This is a genomic window from Acidimicrobiales bacterium, assembly GCA_035533595.1.
GTDB lineage: Bacteria > Actinomycetota > Acidimicrobiia > Acidimicrobiales > Bog-793 > DATLTN01.
Map to the genome: position 1 here is coordinate 1 of DATLTN010000005.1, position 19,153 is coordinate 19,153.

14 protein-coding genes are annotated in these 19,153 nt (G+C 68.3%); 5 read left to right on the forward strand and 9 right to left on the reverse strand.

Annotated features, from left to right (window positions below; translation table 11 throughout):
* Positions 1–483 precede the first annotated feature (483 nt).
* Entirely contained in the window at positions 484–1,020 is a 537-nt protein-coding gene (locus tag VNF07_00935; protein HVB04803.1) for a hypothetical protein, read from the forward strand.
* Here VNF07_00935 and VNF07_00940 read toward each other — a convergent pair.
* The 3 genes from VNF07_00940 to VNF07_00950 all read right to left on the reverse strand — a co-directional run bounded on the left by VNF07_00940 (position 1,000) and on the right by VNF07_00950 (position 2,561).
* Positions 1,000–1,494: a helix-turn-helix transcriptional regulator gene (locus VNF07_00940; protein ID HVB04804.1), complete on the reverse strand. Its 495-nt coding sequence runs from the start codon at positions 1,492–1,494 to the stop codon at positions 1,000–1,002. The two genes, VNF07_00935 and VNF07_00940, sit on opposite strands and share 21 nt — an antisense overlap.
* A gap of 15 nt (positions 1,495–1,509) precedes the next feature.
* A complete protein-coding gene (locus VNF07_00945; GenBank protein ID HVB04805.1) occupies positions 1,510–1,857 on the reverse strand; it encodes a hypothetical protein in 348 nt (115 codons plus the stop codon).
* 380 nt (positions 1,858–2,237) lie between these two features.
* Positions 2,238–2,561: a hypothetical protein gene (locus VNF07_00950; protein ID HVB04806.1), complete on the reverse strand. Its 324-nt coding sequence runs from the start codon at positions 2,559–2,561 to the stop codon at positions 2,238–2,240.
* Positions 2,562–2,981: 420 nt separating this feature from the next.
* Here VNF07_00950 and VNF07_00955 point away from each other — a divergent pair, with 420 nt between their 5' ends.
* From VNF07_00955 to treZ, 3 genes are all read left to right on the forward strand, one after another.
* Positions 2,982–3,575, forward strand: a complete 594-nt coding sequence (locus tag VNF07_00955) for a hypothetical protein (GenBank protein ID HVB04807.1) — start codon at positions 2,982–2,984, stop codon at positions 3,573–3,575.
* A 66-nt stretch (positions 3,576–3,641) separates the two neighbouring features.
* Positions 3,642–5,978, forward strand: a complete 2,337-nt coding sequence (gene treY, locus VNF07_00960) for a malto-oligosyltrehalose synthase (GenBank protein ID HVB04808.1) — start codon at positions 3,642–3,644, stop codon at positions 5,976–5,978.
* Complete coding sequence (treZ, locus tag VNF07_00965; GenBank protein ID HVB04809.1) at positions 5,966–7,714, forward strand: malto-oligosyltrehalose trehalohydrolase; 1,749 nt, start codon at positions 5,966–5,968, stop codon at positions 7,712–7,714. The genes treY and treZ overlap by 13 nt, the downstream gene beginning before the upstream one ends.
* A gap of 334 nt (positions 7,715–8,048) precedes the next feature.
* On the opposite strand, the gene VNF07_00970 is transcribed toward treZ, so the two are convergent.
* The 5 genes from VNF07_00970 to VNF07_00990 all read right to left on the reverse strand — a co-directional run bounded on the left by VNF07_00970 (position 8,049) and on the right by VNF07_00990 (position 15,803).
* The gene (locus VNF07_00970) at positions 8,049–9,131 is read right to left on the reverse strand and encodes an ABC transporter ATP-binding protein (GenBank protein HVB04810.1); all 1,083 of its coding nucleotides are present in this window, start codon (positions 9,129–9,131) and stop codon (positions 8,049–8,051) included.
* A 74-nt stretch (positions 9,132–9,205) separates the two neighbouring features.
* On the reverse strand, positions 9,206–10,921 hold the full coding sequence (locus VNF07_00975; GenBank protein ID HVB04811.1) for an iron ABC transporter permease: 1,716 nt from the start codon (positions 10,919–10,921) through the stop codon (positions 9,206–9,208).
* Positions 10,918–11,961 (reverse strand): extracellular solute-binding protein, encoded by a 1,044-nt coding sequence (locus tag VNF07_00980; GenBank protein HVB04812.1) that lies wholly within the window; start codon positions 11,959–11,961, stop codon positions 10,918–10,920. The genes VNF07_00975 and VNF07_00980 overlap by 4 nt, the downstream gene beginning before the upstream one ends.
* Before the next feature lie 247 nt (positions 11,962–12,208).
* Positions 12,209–14,476 (reverse strand): GGDEF domain-containing protein, encoded by a 2,268-nt coding sequence (locus VNF07_00985; protein HVB04813.1) that lies wholly within the window; start codon positions 14,474–14,476, stop codon positions 12,209–12,211.
* 58 nt (positions 14,477–14,534) lie between these two features.
* Entirely contained in the window at positions 14,535–15,803 is a 1,269-nt protein-coding gene (locus tag VNF07_00990) for an FIST N-terminal domain-containing protein (protein HVB04814.1), read from the reverse strand.
* A 242-nt stretch (positions 15,804–16,045) separates the two neighbouring features.
* On the opposite strand from VNF07_00990, the gene VNF07_00995 reads away from it, so the two are divergent.
* Positions 16,046–16,936, forward strand: a complete 891-nt coding sequence (locus VNF07_00995) for a hypothetical protein (GenBank protein HVB04815.1) — start codon at positions 16,046–16,048, stop codon at positions 16,934–16,936.
* 83 nt (positions 16,937–17,019) lie between these two features.
* Here VNF07_00995 and VNF07_01000 read toward each other — a convergent pair whose 3' ends face one another.
* A complete protein-coding gene (locus tag VNF07_01000; protein HVB04816.1) occupies positions 17,020–18,996 on the reverse strand; it encodes a sigma-70 family RNA polymerase sigma factor in 1,977 nt (658 codons plus the stop codon).
* Positions 18,997–19,153: the final 157 nt, after the last annotated feature.

Consider the following 19,153-nt stretch of genomic DNA (forward strand, 5'->3'; position numbering starts at 1 on the left):
TCCTCGGGGAGCCAGTCGGCGACCGACGGAGGCAGCAAGAACAGCTGGTCACGATCGCTTTCGCGGAGGTTGATCGGCATGATCAATTCTCCCGCGCGGCCCCGTAGGAAGGTGGGACCCCAAGGTTCGTGCGACAGCCTCGTCAGAGCCCTAATGTCCAGGGCTCGGCTGTATCGAGATGGCTCACTTCTCCGAAGTGGCGGATACAGCCTCCGATACAGCTGGGCGTGCACACTCGGGACTGTTGGTGTTTTGTGGATCGTTTTTCATCCGCTCACTTGCGGCGCAGTGCGGAAGCTCCAGGATGGAATTGAGGAGAGACACGTCCTCCTCGCGTTCCCACGGCCTCTCAGCCCGTCGGGGGTCGACCCACTCGGGATCTTGCATTTGCCGCGCCATCTTCGGCGGACGAACATCACGCCGTGCACCGCGCCGGGCTCCGCCAGCGTGATCCCGCCGTTATCGAAAGTGGGGTATGGGCGTATGAGCGAGGCAGATGCGGTTCTCGCGGTTTCAGGGCCACTTATCGGGGTCTACGCCGCGTGGGCGCCTTTTATCATCCCGAAGATCACAGCCCCCGACCGGAAGGTCAGTGAGCTCATCTTCCTAAAGCGAAGCGCGCTTCGCGACGACCTCGGAGAGCTCCGCAATCTTCGGATTGCCGTGTACGCCCTCGCCATCATCCCGACTCTCGGGGTACTGACCTTCGGCCAAGAAACCATCGCGTTGCTAGTCCACCGAGGGTTCTCGTGGGCGGGACGGGGTGTGATCGGTCTCGAGGTCCTGTGGCTAGTCGCTGCCGTGTTCGGTTGGGTGCGGATCAGGAAGCGTCGCCGGCAGATCGGCGATGCAAAAGCAGTGTTCGACGGGGGTGACCGCAGCAAGGAAGGCGTCCCCGTTCCGCCGATTCCGCGGCCTAAGTCGGCCGCCGCCGCCTGTCCGCCCGCCGGCGAACGAGGTTCAGGAGCGTCCTCCGACGCGCCCACGGGCGAACAAGGCTCAGGCATTACCTCCGGCTAGTTCACGCCGCTCATGCTCGGCCGGGGTCTCACCCCGAGGGCGCCCGAAGAATCGCTGCGCCAAGCCAATCCCTTCGACTTCCGAGGAGTCGACGTCCGTCACGACGCTGTCGACGTGGTTGGAGGCGATGAGGACGACCCGGCCGCTACCGAGCTTGTCGAACAGCCCAGCCTCCTTTACCTCGCCCTCATCAAGAACGCCGATAACGAGGTACTGCCCGAGGGCTTCCGAGACTCGGGCAAGCGTCTCCACTGTCGGGACGTTCGCCCCTCCCTCGAGCCGGGCAATTCCAGACTGAGTGGTGCGCATCATCGCCGCCATGTCGCTTTGGGTCCGGTGCCCGAAGTGGAGCCGCGCCACTCGAATGACGTATCCGAGACGTGCCGCCAGGTTCGCCGTGGCGTACTCACGAAACGTCCGGGGGTCGTCCTCCAGCGTCTTGTCGAATTCCTCAAACGTGCGGTACTGCTCCATTAGGTGTCCCCTCGCTTAGAGGTTCTCGGGCGCATGGTGATACCGCTCGGCACAGAGCTCCATGACCTTCCGGGCGCGCTCGAGCTCTTCGGCGTATGTACCCTCCTCGATGGGGAAGGTGGTGAGCAGAGCGAAGTCACTGGACGGAGTGACGTAGTAGCTGACCGCCCTGTCGACGCCCTCGACGTGGAGGTACGCAGTACGCAGGCTCGCCCCTTCGTGGAAGAACCTGACGCCGTCGGCCAAGCCATTCGCCTCGGCGAGGTCGTCAAGGAGCCTGCGCAATCGCCCCAAGAACTGCCTTCGTTCCGCGTCGCTAAGCGACTTGGCTCGATCGAGCCAGCCGCTGATCTCGGGGGACAAGCGAAAGCGGGAGTCGTCTGTCGGCGTGGGAGGAAGTCAACCACAGCGGCGGCCTCGGGAGTTCATAACATAGATAGTATATAACACACATGTGCTGCGAACCGCCGACGTCGTGCTCGCGCCATGCGCCACAACCCCCAGCGACAACCACAAGGGAGCCCAGTCATTCGCTCCGGTCGTCAATGGACAGCTCCTGGCTCGGCTGAGACGACACGGCTCACTTCTTCCGAAAGTGGCGCGATACAGCTTCCGATACAGGGGGGATGGCCGTCGAGCGGGATGACGGGCTGTTCGTGCCGGATCGGCTGCCGGACAAGTGGGGGCGAGGGGAGCGTCCCGACGTTGGGGCGCCACGCGCGAGCGGGACATAGCTCGGTGCTCTAGACGGTTGCCCTGGCTGTCTCGACGAGACGCTTTGCCGCGCGTTGGACTCGCCTGACGTCGTCTGCGCTCACGGGATTGTGGCTGTAGCCAGACTTGATCTTCAGTCCAAGGAGCGTTGCAAGGTCATCGGCGAGGCCTTTGTCGACCGCGGCGAGGAGTTGCGCTGCCTCCACGTGCCTCTCTCCCATGGCGTGCTCGCCCAGCCGCACGCAACAGATCACGTCAGCGGCAGCGATGCCGGCGTGGATCAAGAGCGTGACGTAGGCGTCGGTCAGATCGTCGTCATCGAGGAAGTTATCGATGACCTCGGCGGCGAGCATGAATTGGTCAGCCTTGGCCCGCCGCCCGGCGACGACTGCCGGGTCGCAAGGGCGTGTGCTCCCAGTGGGTCTAGGCACTCTGCCGTCTCGCTGGCAGGAACAGCTTCCGCAGCGAGCCGCTCAGGGCAACGCCCTCGTTGCGGATGGCGTTGAGCTTCAACGAGCGATCTAAGCCGTCTCCGCATTTCAGGATCGAGGGTCAGTTGCCCCGCACCAGCGGCTGACGCGATGACGTCGAACTGCAGCAGGAGAGCCGGTGACGCGTCCACCGGCGATACGGGAGCGCTTGACGCCCCGCAGCGGCGCACTCCCCGAGCTGATCGCCGGCGCGGCGTACTCCTGGGTGGCAAAGGGTTTAGGGATCTGCACGCCGGGGATTGTCTTGCTGCGGCACGGGGCCGTGAGAGAAACGGAGGGGTCGTGAACGACGAACAGCTGCACGAACTACTCCTACAGGGTCTCGAGACCGAGCGGGGAGGCATGAGGATCTACGAGGTAGCGATCCGTTGTGCCGTGAACGACGACTTGCGTGAGGAGTTCGAGAAGTACCACGAACAGACGACCCACCACGTCGAGCTGATGGAGGGGGTCGTGCGCGCGTTCGGCCTCGAGCTCGAGGCCGAGTCTCCCGGACGGTCCGCGGTGCGGAAAATCGGCGAGGCGCTCGTAGGCGCCATGGAGCTCGTACTCGAGGCGGGTCCGCCTGAGGCCGCGCAGCTAGTGGCCGCCGAGTGCGTCACCTTGGGCGAGACGAAGGACCACCTCAACTGGGAGCTGATCGGCGAGCTGTTGACCCGGGTCCACGGCGAGGAGGGGAAGGCACTGCGTGAAGCCCACGGCGAGGTCGAGGAGGAGGAGGACGAGCACCTGTACCACTCGACGGGCTGGGGACGGGAACTCTGGCTCGAGTCGCTCGGCGTGCCGGCCGTCCTTCCCCCTCCGGAGGAGCGCAAGGACGTGAAGACCGAGATCGGCGCGGCGCGGGCGAAGCAGCAGCGCGACCAGATGACCTGACGTGACGACTCATGAACGGGCGGCGTTCTTCGAGGTAGGGGATACGCAGGGTAATTCCGAGTGGTGGTGACCGGATGTGCCTCGAGCGGACGTGGGGACAACGGGCCGGTCTCGCCTGACGGTCCAGCGTCGACGTACCGACTGCAGCTGAACGGAGAATTCACGCTCCGGGACGCGGCCGACGCCGTGCCCTATCTCGCCAAACTCGGCATCGGCGCGTTGTACCTCTCCCCGATTCTGCAGGCGGCCGAGGGCTCAGGGCATGGGTACGACGTGGTCGACCACTCGCGAGTGGACCGCGCGCGCGGCGGTCAGCTCGGCTTCGAGCAGCTTCGCCAGGCCGCGCTCGAGGCGCACCTCGGCATCGTGCTCGACATTGTGCCGAACCACATGAGCGTGGATCCACCGCAGGAGAACGGTTGGTGGTGGGCCCTGCTGCGCGATGGCCCGGACGGGGAGGCGGCGCGATGGTTCGACGTCGACTTCGCTGCGAGGAACGGCAAGGTGAGCATCCCGGCACTCTCCGACAAGGTGGCCGTGTCCGAGCTCGGCGTCGAAGGAGACGTACTCGTGTACGGCGAGCGCAAGTATCCGCTCGCGGCTCCGGTCCGGATGGACGAACCGTTACGCACGCTGCTCCAAGCGCAGCACTACGAGCTGCTGCCCGATCGCGCGGCGGACAGCGAGCTCAATTTTCGACGGTTCTTCGCGGTGAGCAAGCTCGCCGGAATCCGGGTGGAGGACGAGTCGGTCTTCGACGCGAGCCATCGCCTCGTCCTCGAGCTCGCGCGCATGCCGGGGGTCGTCGGGCTTCGAGTCGACCACCCGGACGGCCTCACGGATCCCGACCGCTACCTCGAGCGGCTGCGTGCCGCAGCGCCGAGCCAATGGATCGTCGTCGAGAAGATCCTGGGGCAGGGCGAGGTGTTCCCGCACCGCTGGCCGGTCGCTGGCACCACGGGCTACGACGCGCTCCGCGAGGTCAACGGCGTCATGATCGATCCCTCCGCCGAGGCTGTCGTCGATCGCTGCTACCGCGAGGTGACGGGGGACGACCGGAGCTGGACGGACCACGTCGAGGCCGGCAAGCGCCACGTCGCGACGACGATCCTCTCCTCGGAGGTGCGTCGCCTGGCGCGGCTTGTCCCCGAGGAGCGCTGTGCCGCTGACGCCCTCGTCGAAGTCGCCGTTGCCTTCCCGCATTACCGCTCGTACCTGCCTGCCGGGCGCAGCGACCTCGACGATGCCCTCGCGGCCGCGGAGGCCCGACGTCCTCAGCTCGCGGACGCCGTGCGCCACCTTGCAAGCCGCCTGCACGATCCGGCCGACGAGCTGGCCGTCCGTTTTCAGCAGCTCACCGTGGCCGTGACCGCGAAGGGGGTGGAGGACACCGCCTTCTACCGCTACTCGCGCTGCATCGCCCTGAACGAGGTCGGCAGCGATCCCGGCGTGTTCGGCCTCGCTCTCGATGACTTCCATGTGGCGATGGCTCGTCGGCAGCATCGCCATCCCGACGGCATGACCACGCTTTCCACCCACGACACCAAGCGCGGTGAGGACGTGCGCGCCCGCCTCGCCGTGCTCGCCGAGCTCCCCCTCGAATTTGCCGAGCTCGCCGTGTCACTGTTGGACCGCGCCCCGGTGCCGAACCGGAGCTTCGGCTATCTGCTCTGTCAGACTGCTGTCGCGGTGATGCCGATCGGGCGCAACCGGTTGCACGCCTACGCCGAGAAGGCGATGCGCGAGGCCTCCATCGACACCAGCTGGCGCCGCCCCGACCTGGGCTACGAGCGGCGGGTGCACGAGGCCGTCGACCAGCTCTACGACGACGAGGCCGTGGTGTCGGCTGTGCGCCGTTTCACGCGCCGGATCTCGGCTGCCGGCTGGTCGAACGCTTGCAGCCAGAAGCTGGTGCAGCTCACGATGCCGGGTGTGCCCGACTGCTACCAGGGGACGGAGCTGCTCGGCGCCTCGCTCGTCGACCCCGACAACCGCACACCGGTTGACTTCGCGCTGCGCGAAAGGATGCTGGAAGACCTCGCCCACGCCCCGAGGCCGCCGCGGGGCGGGAGGCGCCTCAAGCTCTGGCTGACGCATCGGTGCCTGATCGCCCGTCGCGATCACTCCGACCTCTTTACGAGCTACCGCCCCCTTCCCACCGGAGGGGAGGCCGCCGCGCACCTCATCGCATTCGACAGGGGAGGGGCACTCACGCTCGCGACCAGGCTCCCGGTCGCGCTCGCTGAGCGCGGTGGTTGGGGGGCGAGCTGGGTCGACCTGCCGGACGAACCACTGCGGGAGGTGCTGAGCGGCACCGTCCACCGGGGACGCACCGCCGTTGACGTGCTGCTCGGCGGCCAACCCTGTGCCCTACTCGTGCCCGAGGCCGCATGGGTCGCCTGACGGTCTGGGCGCCGCGAGCGAGCCGCGTCCGACTCTGGAGCCGCCAGCCTGAGGAGGCCGATGCAGCGGTCGAAGAGATGGTCCGAGGTGACCGCGGTTGGTGGTGGATCGAGACACGTTCGGTCGCCGGTGGGCGCGACTATGGCTTTCTCCTCGACGACGGCGAGGGGGTTCTCCCCGACCCGCGCGCTCGTTGGCAGCCGCAAGGCGTGGAGGGCCCGAGCCGCTTCTGGCGCGACGAGGCACCGTGGTCCGACGAGGGGTGGAACGGGCGCGACCTCGCCGGAGCCGTCTTCTATGAGCTGCACGTCGGAACCTTCAGCGCCGAAGGAACCTTCGACGGCGTGGTCGGCCACCTCGATCACCTCGTCGAGCTCGGCGTCACCCACGTCGAGCTGCTGCCGGTCAACGACTTCAACGGATCCTGGAACTGGGGCTACGACGGGGCCCTCTGGTACGCAGTGCACGAGGCCTACGGCGGACCGGACGGGTTGCATCGCCTCGTCGACGCATGTCACCGGCGGGGGCTCGCGGTGGTCCTCGATGTCGTCTACAACCACCTCTCGAGCGACGGCAATGTCCTCCCCCGGTTCGGGCCGTACCTCAAGTCCGGCGCGAACACCTGGGGCGAGCACGTCAACCTCGACGAGACGGGTGCTGAGGAGGTGCGGGCGTACATCCTCGACAACGCCTGCAGCTGGTTGACCGATTTCCACATTGACGGTCTGCGTCTCGACGCGGTGCACGCGCTCTCCGACTCCTCACCGCGCCACGTCCTTGCCGAGCTCTCCGAGCGCGTCGGCGCCCTCGAGCACGTGCTCGGCCGGCGTCTGCTGCTCATCGCGGAATCCGATCTCAACGATCCGATCACCTGGACGCCGGTCGCCGACGGTGGCTGGGGTCTCGACGCGCAATGGGACGACGACGTCCATCACTGCCTGCACGCCCTCCTCACCGGCGAGCGGCAGGGGTATTACGTCGACTTCGGCAGCATCGGCGCGTTGGCCAAGGTGCTCCGGCACGCCTTCTTCCACGATGGGACGTATTCGGCATTCCGCGGCCGAGTGCATGGTCGACAGGTAAGTCCGGCGACCACGGGGCGTCATCTGCTCGGCTACTTGCAGGACCACGACCAGGTCGGGAACCGCGCCGGCGGGGATCGGCTCAGCGCGCTCACGAGCCGCTCGCTGCTCGAGGTGGGAATGGTGCTCCTGCTCGCGTCGCCCTTTGTGCCGATGCTGTTCATGGGCGAGGAGTGGGGCGCCTCGTCTCCGTGGCCGTTCTTCACGTCGCATCCCGATGCTGCCCTCGGGGAGGAGGTGCGCGACGGTCGCATCGCGGAGTTCGCGGCGCATGGCTGGGACGTTGAGACGATGCCCGACCCGCAGGACCCAGCGACCTTCGCGCACGCCAAGCTCGACTGGGGAGAGCTGCTCGAGGAAGGTCATCTGGCGTGTTTGTCGCGCTACCGCGAGCTCCTGCGCCTGCGTCGCGAACACCCGGAGCTCCAAGAGGGGCAGCTCGACAACGTGGTTGTCACCTACGACGAGGAACAGCGGTGGATCGCAGTGCGGCGAGAAGGCTTCGACGTGCTGGCCAACTTCTCCGATGAGGAACAGGAGATTCCTACGCTCGCCACCGAGATCGTTCTCGCGACAGGTGCCGTCAGCCTGCGACAGGGTCATCTCCGGGTTGCGGCACGCTCCGCCGTGATCGGGCGGCGCCGGGATCGTTGACGGAGCGGCGTGTGCCCCCATGTTTTGCCGGGGCCATTGCCGCTCCTCATCACCGTCGACACGATCTCGACGACCCTGCTGTCCGAACTTGGTGGCGGGGCTTTGCGAGGTTTGAGGTGAGGTGGGGCGCGTCGTCGAGGTCCTGGCCCGTCGAACGCAGTGGCTCCGGGACGAAAGCTTTCGCCTGCCCCTAGAAGCGATCTTTGACTCGCCTGATTGGACGCTGCCCGGGCGGCAAACTCCCTCCTTGCGGCGCACGATTCCCCCGCTGCGTAAGGCCCCGAACAACACGAGCAATACGCCGGCTCGGATCCACCAGGAGCTGCGTCGGCCGTCAGCCCGAAGTGCGGGCGCCCTCACCTCGAAGGACGAGGCAGTGCTCGAGCACGACACCGGCACGCTCACCCGTCTCGCGCTGCGGGAGCCCCGTCTCGAAGACGTGCAGAAGAGCGCTTCCCACCTCGACGCGCACCTCGCTTCGTCCGTCCACGAGGGCAGAGCGCACGACGGTGCCGTCCTGGTCACCCGCACCCGCGGCGACGAGTCGGATGGACTCCGGCCGAGCGACGAGGACCACACGGTCACCCGCCACGGAGGTCTCGTCGTGAGCCTCGGACCCCGCTGCTCCGGCATGGGCGAGCACCTCCGTGGCGCCGTCTCGGAGCGTGACGCGCAACCACCCGTTGCCTCGGTCAACCACAGTCGCTTCGAAGACGTTGAGCGCGCCCATGAACCTCGCGACGAAGGCGTTGGCGGGGTGCTGGTACAGCTCGACGGGGGTTGCGAACTGCGCGATGCGGCCGGCACTGAGCACAACCACGCGATCGGCGAGCGTCGTCGCCTCCCGTTGGTCATGCGTCGTTACCACCGTGGTCAGCTGCTGCGCGCGGGCTGCATCGATGATCAGGGTCTGCAGCTCGTCGCGGCGCGCAGCATCGACGCTCGAGAGGGGCTCGTCGAGCAGCAATAAGCGGGGATCGCCGGCGAGCCCGCGCGCGAGTGCGACGCGTTGCTGCTGACCACCAGAGAGCGTTGTCGGGCTGCGGTCGCCGAAGCCGTCGAGGCCCATCCGCGCGAGCAGCTGCTCCGCGCGCCGAGCGCGCTCCTCGGTGCGGACTCCGCGGGTCTTCCACGGATAGGCGACGTTCTCCCGGACCGTCATGTGCGGCCAGAGCGCGTAGTGCTGGAAGACGAAGCCGATCCGCCGACGCTCGGGAGGTATGTTCACGCCGCTCGCGGCGACGACCCCGCCGTTGATGCGGACCACGCCGTCGAGCGGCTCGAGGAAGCCGGCGATCGTTCGTAGCAGACTCGACTTGCCGCTTCCCGAGGGTCCGACGATGGCGACGATCTCGCCGGGACGGATCTCGAGATCGACTCCCTCGAGGACCGTGTGGTCCCGATAGGCGAGGGACACCCCGGCGAGTTCGATCGCAGCGCCGCCGCTCGGCACGCCTTGGCCCGCCGGTTCGGGTGCAGCCGGTGCGGCCCTCACGGCTGCCACGCCGGCATCTCGATGCCGACGTCCGCGACGACGAGGCGCCGACTCGAGCGGACAGCGAGCGCGGCACCGGCGACGATGACGGTGATCGCGGTGACGACGATCGCCAGCGCGGCGGTGAGCGCCACCTCGCCGGCCTGCTCGGCATCGAGCACCGCGACGGCGAAGGTCTTGGTCGCGGGGCCGTAGAGCAAGGACGACATCGTGAGCTCGTGGACGGCGAACAGGAACGTGATCGCGAACGACGTCACGATGCCCGGCCACAGGGCGGGCATCACGACGTCCCGAGTCGCTCGCCACTGGGACGCACCGCTCACCCGTGCTGCCTCCACGAGATCTTCGGAGAGCGCGCCGAGCGTCGCCGTTGAGGTCCGTACGCCGATCACGGCGAAGCGTGCCACATAGGCGAGGAGGATGATCAACAACGACCCGTACAGCCAGCGCTGCCACGCGATCAGCACGGCGATAGCGACAACGGAGCCGGGCAACGCGAACGGCAGCGACAGCAGCAGCGCCGCTGCGCTCGCGAGGCGTGACTCCCGCCGTAAGAGCAGTGCTACGAAGGCTCCGCCGAGCGCGACGATGACGGCGGCGCTCCCCGCCAGCAGCGCGGAGCGGCCGAGGGCAGCAAGATTCTGTCCAGAAAGCGCCGAGGCGTAGGAGCTGCCGACCCATCGCACGGGCGCGAAGACGAGCCGAAAGCCCGGGCTGACCGAGGTGATGAACAGCGCCCCGAGCGGGATGGCGGTCGTGACGACGACGAATGCGGCGCAGCCCGCCGCGGCAACCAACCGGAAGCGCCCGAGCGCAAGGAGCGGCCGGGAGGTGGCCCCGTGGCCGGAGGTCGGCCCCGCGCCGGCCCGGCCGCGGTTCGCACGACTCGTCGCGATGAGGAGTGCGATCGCGACCACGCCGAGGAGGGCCGAGAGCGCGCCCGCCGAGGAGATCGCATTCGCTCCCCCCGCAAAGCTGAGGTCGGAGTAGATAACGGTCGTCACGGTGGTGAAGCCGGCCGGGATCGCGAGCACGGCGGGTATCCCGAAGTCGGCGGCTGAGCTCACGAAGACGAGGAGCATCCCTCCCGCGATCGCGCTCTTCGCGAGCGGCAGGGTGATGTCGAGGAGGATCCCGATAGGTGAGCGGCCAGCGCTGCGGGCCGCTTCCTCGAACGCCCCGATACGTGCTGAACGGAGCGCCGCGAAAACAAGCAGATAGATGAGCGGTGCTCCCTGCAGGGCGAGGAGAAGCACGACACCACCCGGTCCGCTCAGCCAGTTGACTGCGACGTGGGCGAGATCGTCTGAGAGGCCGGCCCGGCTATACGCGTCGAGCCACGCGACTCCGGTCACGTAGGCAGGCACGATGAGAGGCGCGACCCATGCGCCGCCGAACCACCTTCGGAGCGGCAGGTCACTGCGCGCAACGAGGAGCGCCATCGTCACCCCGAGGGCGCCGGCGAGCATCGTCGCGAGTGCCGAGACGACGACGGTGTGGGTGAGGGCGGTCACCACCGGGCGCGCGGCGATCGCGCGCCAGGCGCCAATCCCCCCTCCGGGGCCAGACAGGGCAGAGCGGAGGAGGTCCGCGAGGGGATAGCCGACGAGGATCAGTGCCGCGACGGCCAGTAATCCGAGCTTCAGACGATGGAGCTGGCGTTCGCCGAGCGCCGGTCGCTCCGCGCTCAGACCAGCAAGCGAGTCACTCAACCAAAGATTCCCGCAAAGCTGTCGAGGATTGACGTCTTGTCGGCGGTGATCCGGCTCCAGTTGATGTTGAGCTGCTTCTCGTGCTTGGGCATCGGGTGCGCGGGGGTCGCGCCGAAGTAGGCGGCGTCGTAGCCAAGCTTGGCCGCTTCTACCTGGCCGCTGCGCGAGAGCAGCCAGGTGACGAACGCCTTCGCTGCCGCTGTGTTGCCGCTGTCTTTGGTGATTCCGACCGTGGCCGGGATCGGCACCGCGCCGTCGTTCGGCCAGACCATCTGGACATTCCCGCCCTGGGCAATGATGCTGCGCGCGACGCTGTCGAGGGTTACCCCCACGAGGTCCTTGCCGCTCGCGACGTCGGTGCCGACCGTTGTCGTTGACTGTTCGACGCGCACGCCGCCGGCCTTCAGGGATTGGAAGTACTTCCATCCGAACAGCGTGTGCAGCTCGGTCGCCCACCCAAAGGTCGTCCCTGAGTAACTCGCGCTCCCGATGGCTAGCTGTCCCTGGAGGGCGGAGCTGGTGAGCGCCGGCCACTCGAGCGGCGGGTTGGCCATCCCGGGATGCTCCAGCATCATCATCTCGAACGTGAAGGCACCGACCCAGCCCTTGCCGGTGTATCCGGCGGGAATCGCCCGCCCCGCGAGCGAGGGCTTCCAGGTGGAGAGGATCCCTTCGGAGACGAGGGAGTCCATGTCCGTCGGGTCGGCAAAGAGCACGACGTCGGCCCGCACGTGGCCGCTCTGCTGTTGCGCGGCGAGCTGGGTGGCAAGGGCGCCCGTCCCGCCGGTGACCATGTTCACCGTCACGCCGGGGTAGGCCGACTCAAAAGCACTCGTAAAGCCCTGGCCGCCCTGTGCAGTGAGCGCGGCGTAGACGGTGACCGATCCGGAGACGGGCGCGCGCTTCGCCTCGGGGGCGACCGGGGAGGCGCCGGCGGCTTGGACGAGGGCCGTGACGGCTACGAGGCCGGCCGCGGCGGCGACGGCCGCGTGACGGCCATTCAGGATTCGGGGATGAGCGGACCTGCGTGACGATTTCATGGCGCCATCGTGTCATGTGCGATTGAGGCCGAGGGTGCAAACAAGGTGAACGGGGACCGATCGTTTGGCGAACACTGCCTGAATAGCCGAGCTGTTCGGCGACGTGACCCGCCCCGACGAGTACCAGGCGGGCGCCCGAGAGCGTGAGTAGCGAGACGACAGTTTCAGGCTCTGCAGCGGTACCCACGGGTGGGTGGGTCGACCAGTCCCTCGGGGTACACGGCCGCAGGTCTTCTCGAGGCTTCGTTCAGGCTCTGCCTTGCTGGTCCTGCAGGCCCCGGGTCGCGCGCCGGGGCACCGGATCGGGCATCGCGCCCAGGGGATAGCTGGCGAGGTACTCGCCGAACTCGTCGGGCGGCATAGGGGCGCCGAGATACCAGCCCTGCCCCCATCTGCACCCGAGATCGCGTAGGGCGTTGAGCTCGGCGGCGTCTTCCACGCCCTCGGCGATGCACTCGATCCCGAGAGACGAGCCCAGCACGAGGATCGCCTCGGTGAGCTGCCTGATCGTCTGCTCACCCGAGCGGAGTGCAGCGACGAAGGATTGGTCGATCTTCAAGAAGTCCACCGGGAAGCGTCGCAGGTAGCTCAAAGCCGAGAAGCCCGTTCCGAAGTCGTCGATGGCAAGGCGCAGTCCCATGCCGTTGAGCTCGTGAAGTCGAGTCAGGGTCGAGTCGACGTCCTGCATGAGCACGCTTTCGGTGATCTCGAGGATCAGGGTGCTGGGCGCCACACCGGTGCCGGCGATCGCCTTCACGACCTCGTCGGCGAACTCGGGGCGCTGGATCTGCCATGCCGAGACGTTGACGCTCAACCCGAGGCGCGGGGCCTGTGGGTGTGCCGCTTGCCAATTGCCGAACCAGATGCAGGCCTTCTGCAGGATCTGGCTGCCCAGTGGGAGGATCAGCCCGGTCGTCTCCGCGAGCGGGATGAACGTCAGCGGGGTGACCCAACCGCGGGTCGGGTGCTGCCAGCGCGCGAGGGTCTCGGCGCCCACGATGCGCTGGTCCTCGAGCGAGACGATCGGCTGGAAATAGATCTCGAGCTCGTCGTTCTCGACTGCCCGACGGAGATCCGCCTCGAGCTCGATCCGCCCGAGGAGGTCCTCATACATCGCCGCCTCGAAGGTGACCGCACGGCCCTTGCCGGCCCCCTTGGCCTGGTACATCGCGATGTCCGCATTGCGGAGCACCTCTTCGGGAGAGCGCGTCTCGGCGCTCGAGAAAGCGATGCCGATGCTCGCGTTGGCCGACACACCGGTCGAGCCGATGCCGCTGCGCGCGCTGATCAGGTTGAGGATCCGTTCTGCGGTGCGGTTTGCGACCGCAGGGTCCCCGAGGCTCTCGATGAGGACGGCGAATTCGTCACCGCCGATCCGCGCGACCGTGTCGTGCTCGCCGACCGAGGCAAGGAGCTGTTCGGCTGCGGCGACAAGGACGCGGTCGCCCGTCGAGTGCCCGAATTGGTCATTGATCGTCTTGAAGTCGTCGAGATCCACGTAGAGGACCGAGACTTCGTATTCGTCGTGCTGGCGGAGCTCGAAGGCGTTATCCAGACGGTCGAGGAGGCGCGTGCGGTTGGCGAGGCCGGTGAGCGGATCGTGCAGCGCCCGGTGGAGGGCATCATCGACGGCCCAGTGGAGCGCGTCGACCGTCCTCGCGTCCGTGAGTGCGAGGCTCGCGAGCTCCGCGAAGGAGAGCAGGAGCTCGCGCTCGGTCATCGAGTACTGCCGGCCGGCCGCGAGCGACGAGGTCGTCATGCCGCCCACCGTCTCGCCGTGATCGTGCACCGGCGCCGCCATCGCGGCCTGGACGCCAAAAGCGAGGGACTCGTGGACCGCGTCCGGATTGCTCTGGTAGTCCTCGATCACCACCAAGCTGTTCTCGGCAACGGCGCGCCCGACGGCTCCCTCGCCCACGATCCTCTGCGCCAGCGACTCGCCTCGCGACTCCGGAACCCCATAGGTGGAGACCGCGGTCAACGTTCCCGGATCGTCGGTCTCGCGGAAGTGGATCGTCACCAGTTCCCCGCCGAGCAACGCGGAGGTGCTCTCGGTGATCGCGTCGAGGATCCCCGTGACCGGCTCGCGGGTCGAGATCGACCGCTGAATGGCGACGAGCCGTTCGAGCAGCTCCTGGCGCGCTCGCAGCGAGGCGACGACGCGCAGGTTGTGCAGGGTGAGCGACAACACCCGCGCCATCGCCCGCAGCAGGCTCGACTCCTCGCGGCTGAAGGGCGATCCGGAACGCCCGACCAGCAGGTCCCCCGAGCCTCTCGAGAAATTGATCGGGACGCAGAGCACCGCGCAATGCCCCACCCCTGGTATCTCGACGGTGTCGCGGTCGCCCCGCGCCGACTCGACGAGCATCTCGTTGGGCGTGCGGTCGGCCGGGAACCCGCGCGCCGCGAGCACCCGGCCGCGGTCGATCAGGGCGCCCACCTCGGCCTCGAAGGCCTCCGTGATGAACTCGATGCCGCCCTGGACCGCTCTCGTCTCGTCGGCGAACGCTGACACCGCGACCAAGAACTCCGCGAGCTGTTGTGCCGACCACTGTGACGGAGTTTCCATGCCCTTAGGCCAGCGCGAGGACGACGAGTGTCTGGTTGTGAAATCCCCGAGTTCCCACTGTCCGGGCGATCTCGCCGTAGGTGTAGAAACCGGCGATTGCCGCATCGCCCGTTCGCGCCCCGATGCGGGCGACCTCGTCGTCGATCCCCTCGCCGAGGACACCCCGCCGCGCGATGCAGTCAAAGGCGACGATCCCCCGCGGGGGCTCGCCACCGAGCTGTGCGAGCGCGTCGGCACAGGCGGCATCGGTGGCCGAGAGCACCGAGTCGGCGTCTCCCTCCATGAACCACGTCAGGCCGCCCTGGGGGACGTTGGCGACGAACGTCAGGCTGCGGGTCTCGAAGTTGGCGCCGGAGACGAATCGCACTTCCTCGCCGCTTCGGCGTTGCAGCCCGAGGGGGTGCGTCAGCGCGAAATGGGTGAACGCCTCGGAGTCCTTGGCCGCCTCCGGCGGTGCATTGAGGCCGCGCAGGTAGACGTCGAGCGCCGGCTCGTCGTCGAGCGCGAGCACCGTGTTCGTCCCGCTCGCCGTGACCACCATCGGTTCACCGACGCGGCGCCACCCGTGATGGACTCCGATGCCGATCGGCCCGTCCGAGCCGATGGCCGCGCCGACGACGGCGTTCGTGAGGACCGTGTCGCCGAAGAATTGCTTCGTCTGGTGCATATGCAGGTCATCCCCTGCGCAGCCACCGACGAGCGGCATCGCCGCGCCGACGATGCCGTAGGCGCCGCGCACGACCTCTTGTTGATCGCCGGCGAGGCCGTCGGTGAGGAGGAATAGGACCCGATGTGGCCGGTCCGCGACGGCTTCGGCGGCACGGGCGACGACCTCTGAGGATTGCCGCAGCGTGGCTTCGGTGCCGGCAGCCGTGGCGATGGAGAGACCGTCACCGCCGAGCGCCATGATCACGACACTGTTGTCCCCGGGACCGGCCCGGGAGAACTCTCCGGCCGTGGTGCAACCGATGAGCGGCACGCCCGCGGCTCGCTCGCGGATGCCGGCGAGCAGTTCCGTCGGGTCGTAGCGGTCGGCCGCGAAGACGACCAGTAGCTTCGGATCATCGGCGACGAGCGCTCGATCGGCGGCTTCGTTCCCGGCCGATCTGGCGTTTTCGACCCCAGAGTGACCCACGCCGAACCAGCGAACCACTCTCATCACCGCCATGTCTCGGGAGACTGAGGTGATTATCGCATTCCCCTGGACATTCAGACGACGGAGGAGCCTGCGAGCACCCCGTGGGGCGGAACCGTGCCGGAGCTCCGCCGCCATCGAGACCCGCACGGCGGATCCACCGGTCCGGCGGGTGCGCCCGGAGCAGCACCGGGCTTGATGCCCGTCCGACGGTCATCGTGCGCCAATGCCCTGCACGACGCGCGCTCGGCGAAGCTCGGCGCCGCGGGAGACAGCGACGGCGGTCGTTCCCCGGCGAGGCTTCCCGGGAACCCGGAACCTGAACGTCGGTAGCCTTGAGCGACGCGAGGGGGTCCATTGGAATGACGCTGAGAAAAGTCGTGAGCGAGGTCAGCAGCACGGTCTTCTCGTTGCCGTACTACGCGGCGCGAGACGAGGGCTTCTTCGCCGAGGAAGGCATCGAGGTCGAGTTCGTGAAACGCGATGGCGCCCTCCCGCCCTCCCGGGGGTTCGAGCTCATCACCGACCACCGGCTCGTGAGTTCGTTCGGCTTCCGCTCGCCCTTCGAGGAGGGCGAGACGAGCCTCTACCGGGCCTGCGAATGGGGTCAGGTCCGCCGCGCCCACGACACCGGGCGGGGTGGTCAGGTCATCTCGAAGCGCTCCGCCGCTGCGAGCCAGGCGATCGTCGTGCGCCCCGACTCACCTGCCAACATCCCCCAGGACCTCGCGAACGTGCCCGTCGGCGTGAACTTCCACCACGGCTCGCACTACGTCGCGATCCAGACCCTCGAAGGATTCCTCCGACCCGAGGAGATCAGGGTCGTCCACATCCAGGGCGGGGGGCGATTCCAGGCGCTGCGCGACGGGGTCGTCGACGCGATCGCGATCATGGAGCCGTGGATCACCGTCTCGGAGAAGCTCGGCTACAAGATCCTCGCTGAGGCGCACTACGTCGGCCTCGAGATCGGCAGCCCCGACCTCGAGCCGGAGACCTTCGACGCCATCAATCGGGCGGTCTCGCGCGCCGCGGCGCTCCTCCGGAGCGACCCCTACCCGTATGTCCACCACATGATCGCGGACGTCCCGAAGGACATCGTCGAGCTGGTGCCCTCCGACTTCAAGCGCAACCGCCTGCGCTACCTCGACCCGGCGCCCTATGACCCGACGGAGTTCGATCGGACCTATGAGTGGATGGTTCGCTGGGACCTCATCCCCGACGACTCCGCCTTCGAGGTCCTTGTCGACAATCGGACCGCCGTGACCAGGTAGCCCCGAACGGGCAGCTCCGGCCCGCCGAGGAGCCTCTTGACGGCTCACGGCCGGTGGCGTCTGACGACGCCGGCGCGGGCGCTCTATCGCTGCTGGTCACCGTTGTCGTGGCCATCGTGCCCGTGGTTGCCACCGTCGGCGCTGCCGCCGTTCTGGTTGCCCCAGTTGCCGAACTGGCCGCCCCAATTGCCGTTCTGACTGTCGGAGTTCTGGGCAGCCGAGGAGCCGCCCGGGTAGGCCCCGCTCGGGGTGCCCCCCCAAGCGGTGCTGTTCGACGACGGGGCGTTCGACGAAGCGCTGTCCGTCCAGCCGCCAGCCGATGAGCTCGCACTCTGCGGAGAGCTGACGCTCTGCGGGGGCGTGGTGGCCTGGCCGGTGCCGGAGCCGCTCGCGTCGCTCCCCGCGGGCCCCGAGCCGGCAGCCCCCGTGCTCGACGTGGTGCTCGCCGCAAAGTTCACGGTGCTCGCGGTGTTGGCCGCCACCGACGGAGGCCCTGGTTGTGCGTTGCTCGTCGACGCGGCGCTCGCCGGTGCGCTCGAGCCATAGGTGGAAGTCGATGACCGGTCGGCCGAACCCCGGTCGCCCGAGCGCGGCGTCTTCGCAGGTGTGGCCGAATGGGCGTCTTGCGACGTCCAAGAGCTATTCCAGTCCCCGTTACCGCTGGCTCTGCCGCTCCCGCTGGTCGCGCCGAGGCTGTCGGTTTTGCCGTTGGCGTTGCTGTTGCCGTTGTTCGTATGGGCGGCGGAAGCGGCGGCACTCTGGTTGCCGTCGCCGCGCGCCGACGTCGGGCCGGCCGCCCCGTGGCCTTCACCACCCTCGGAGCCGTCCGATTGGCTGGTGGCGCTCGGCGCAGCGGATGGCTTTCCACCGGTCATCGCGGCGGGCGAAGTCGTTGCGTTCGCGCCGCCGCTCGTGTTCTGACCACTCGGAGCCGTGGAGGGGATGCGCGACGCGGTGACGGCCGCGGTCGTCACCCCCGATGAGGGCGAGGGCCCCGGTGACGCGGCGGCCGACGGGGTCGCGCTCGCGAGCACGGGCGGAGAGGTCGCAGCGGGACCAGCGGAGGTGTTCGGGGATGCGGAGGCGAGCACGGTCGGGGAGGTCGCAGCGGTACCAGCGGAGGTGTTCGGGGATGCGGAGGCGGGCACGGTCGGGGAGGCGTGGTGAGGACGCAGGTGCCGTGTCGCGTGTGGCGAGGTGGTGCCGGGGCGCCCGGTCGGCACCCTCGCACCGGAGGGGCCGCCTGCCACGCGCACCGGGGCCGGTGCGCCGACGCGTGGAGCGGCAAGCGCGGCAGCGGGCGCCGGTGTCGTCGCCGGAGCTGGATGGTGGCCGAGGACATGGGCCGGGACGAAGGCGGCGATCGCTGCGACGGCCGAAACGGCGACCGTGCCCATCGCACAGGCCGGCCCGACGCACGCGGGGACCGCGGCCGGCGCGCTGTGTTCGGCGAGGCACGAGACCGTCTGCGATGCCGCAGGGTAGAGGTCCGACCACCTCACGTGCAGCCGCACCCAGATCCCGGCCAGCACGCCGTCGGGGCCGACGAGGGCGAGGTACTCACGACGCAGCGCGCGGCGCGCCCGGTAGAGGCGGGACTCGACCGAGGAGAGCGGGATCGCCTCCCGGTCGGCGATGTCCTGGTAGGAGAGCTCGAGGCCCTCGCGCAGCAGCAGGATCGAGCGGTGCGACGGGGCGACCCTCCGGACGCACTCGCGGGCGAGGTCCCCGTCCACGCCGGCCAGGATGGATCGATCGCAGCCCTCCACCGGCGTGCTCATCGCGTCGAGCGTTGGCGCATCGACTGGACGAGAGCGGCGGGATCGGCGCAGGACGTCGATGCAGTGGTTGCGGGCGACGACCCGTAGCCAGGGGTAGCTGTCCGCCCCGGGTTGCCCGTTCAGGTGCGCCTGCCACGCCTTCGCGAAGGTCTCCTCGGTGGCGTCCTCGGCGTCGGCGCGGCCGGGGAGGAGCGCGCGGCAGAGGCGCTCGATGTCGTCGTGGTGGGTCTCGTACAGGGCGATGAAGTTCTCGGTGGGCGCCTCGGCCGGTCGTCTCACCTGAGTCCTCATCGGGCTCCTCAGCTCGTTCCGACCGGGCACGCTGCGCGGTCTCTCCGCGCGCTAACGACGGGCGGTCGCGGGGAATTGAGCGATTTGTCGCGGAAAATATCTTTGGGATCTCAGCGCGAGTTTTCCCGGTCTCGGGCGTTGAGTA

Coding starts and splice junctions, on each gene's coding strand:
- VNF07_00990 (HVB04814.1), bottom strand. CDS start 15,803: ATGGCGGCGGAGCTCCGGCACGGTTCCGCCCCACGGGGTGCTCGCAGG.
- treZ (HVB04809.1), top strand. CDS start 5,966: ATGGGTCGCCTGACGGTCTGGGCGCCGCGAGCGAGCCGCGTCCGACTC.
- VNF07_00935 (HVB04803.1), top strand. CDS start 484: ATGAGCGAGGCAGATGCGGTTCTCGCGGTTTCAGGGCCACTTATCGGG.
- VNF07_00940 (HVB04804.1), bottom strand. CDS start 1,494: ATGGAGCAGTACCGCACGTTTGAGGAATTCGACAAGACGCTGGAGGAC.
- VNF07_00950 (HVB04806.1), bottom strand. CDS start 2,561: ATGCTCGCCGCCGAGGTCATCGATAACTTCCTCGATGACGACGATCTG.
- VNF07_00980 (HVB04812.1), bottom strand. CDS start 11,961: ATGAAATCGTCACGCAGGTCCGCTCATCCCCGAATCCTGAATGGCCGT.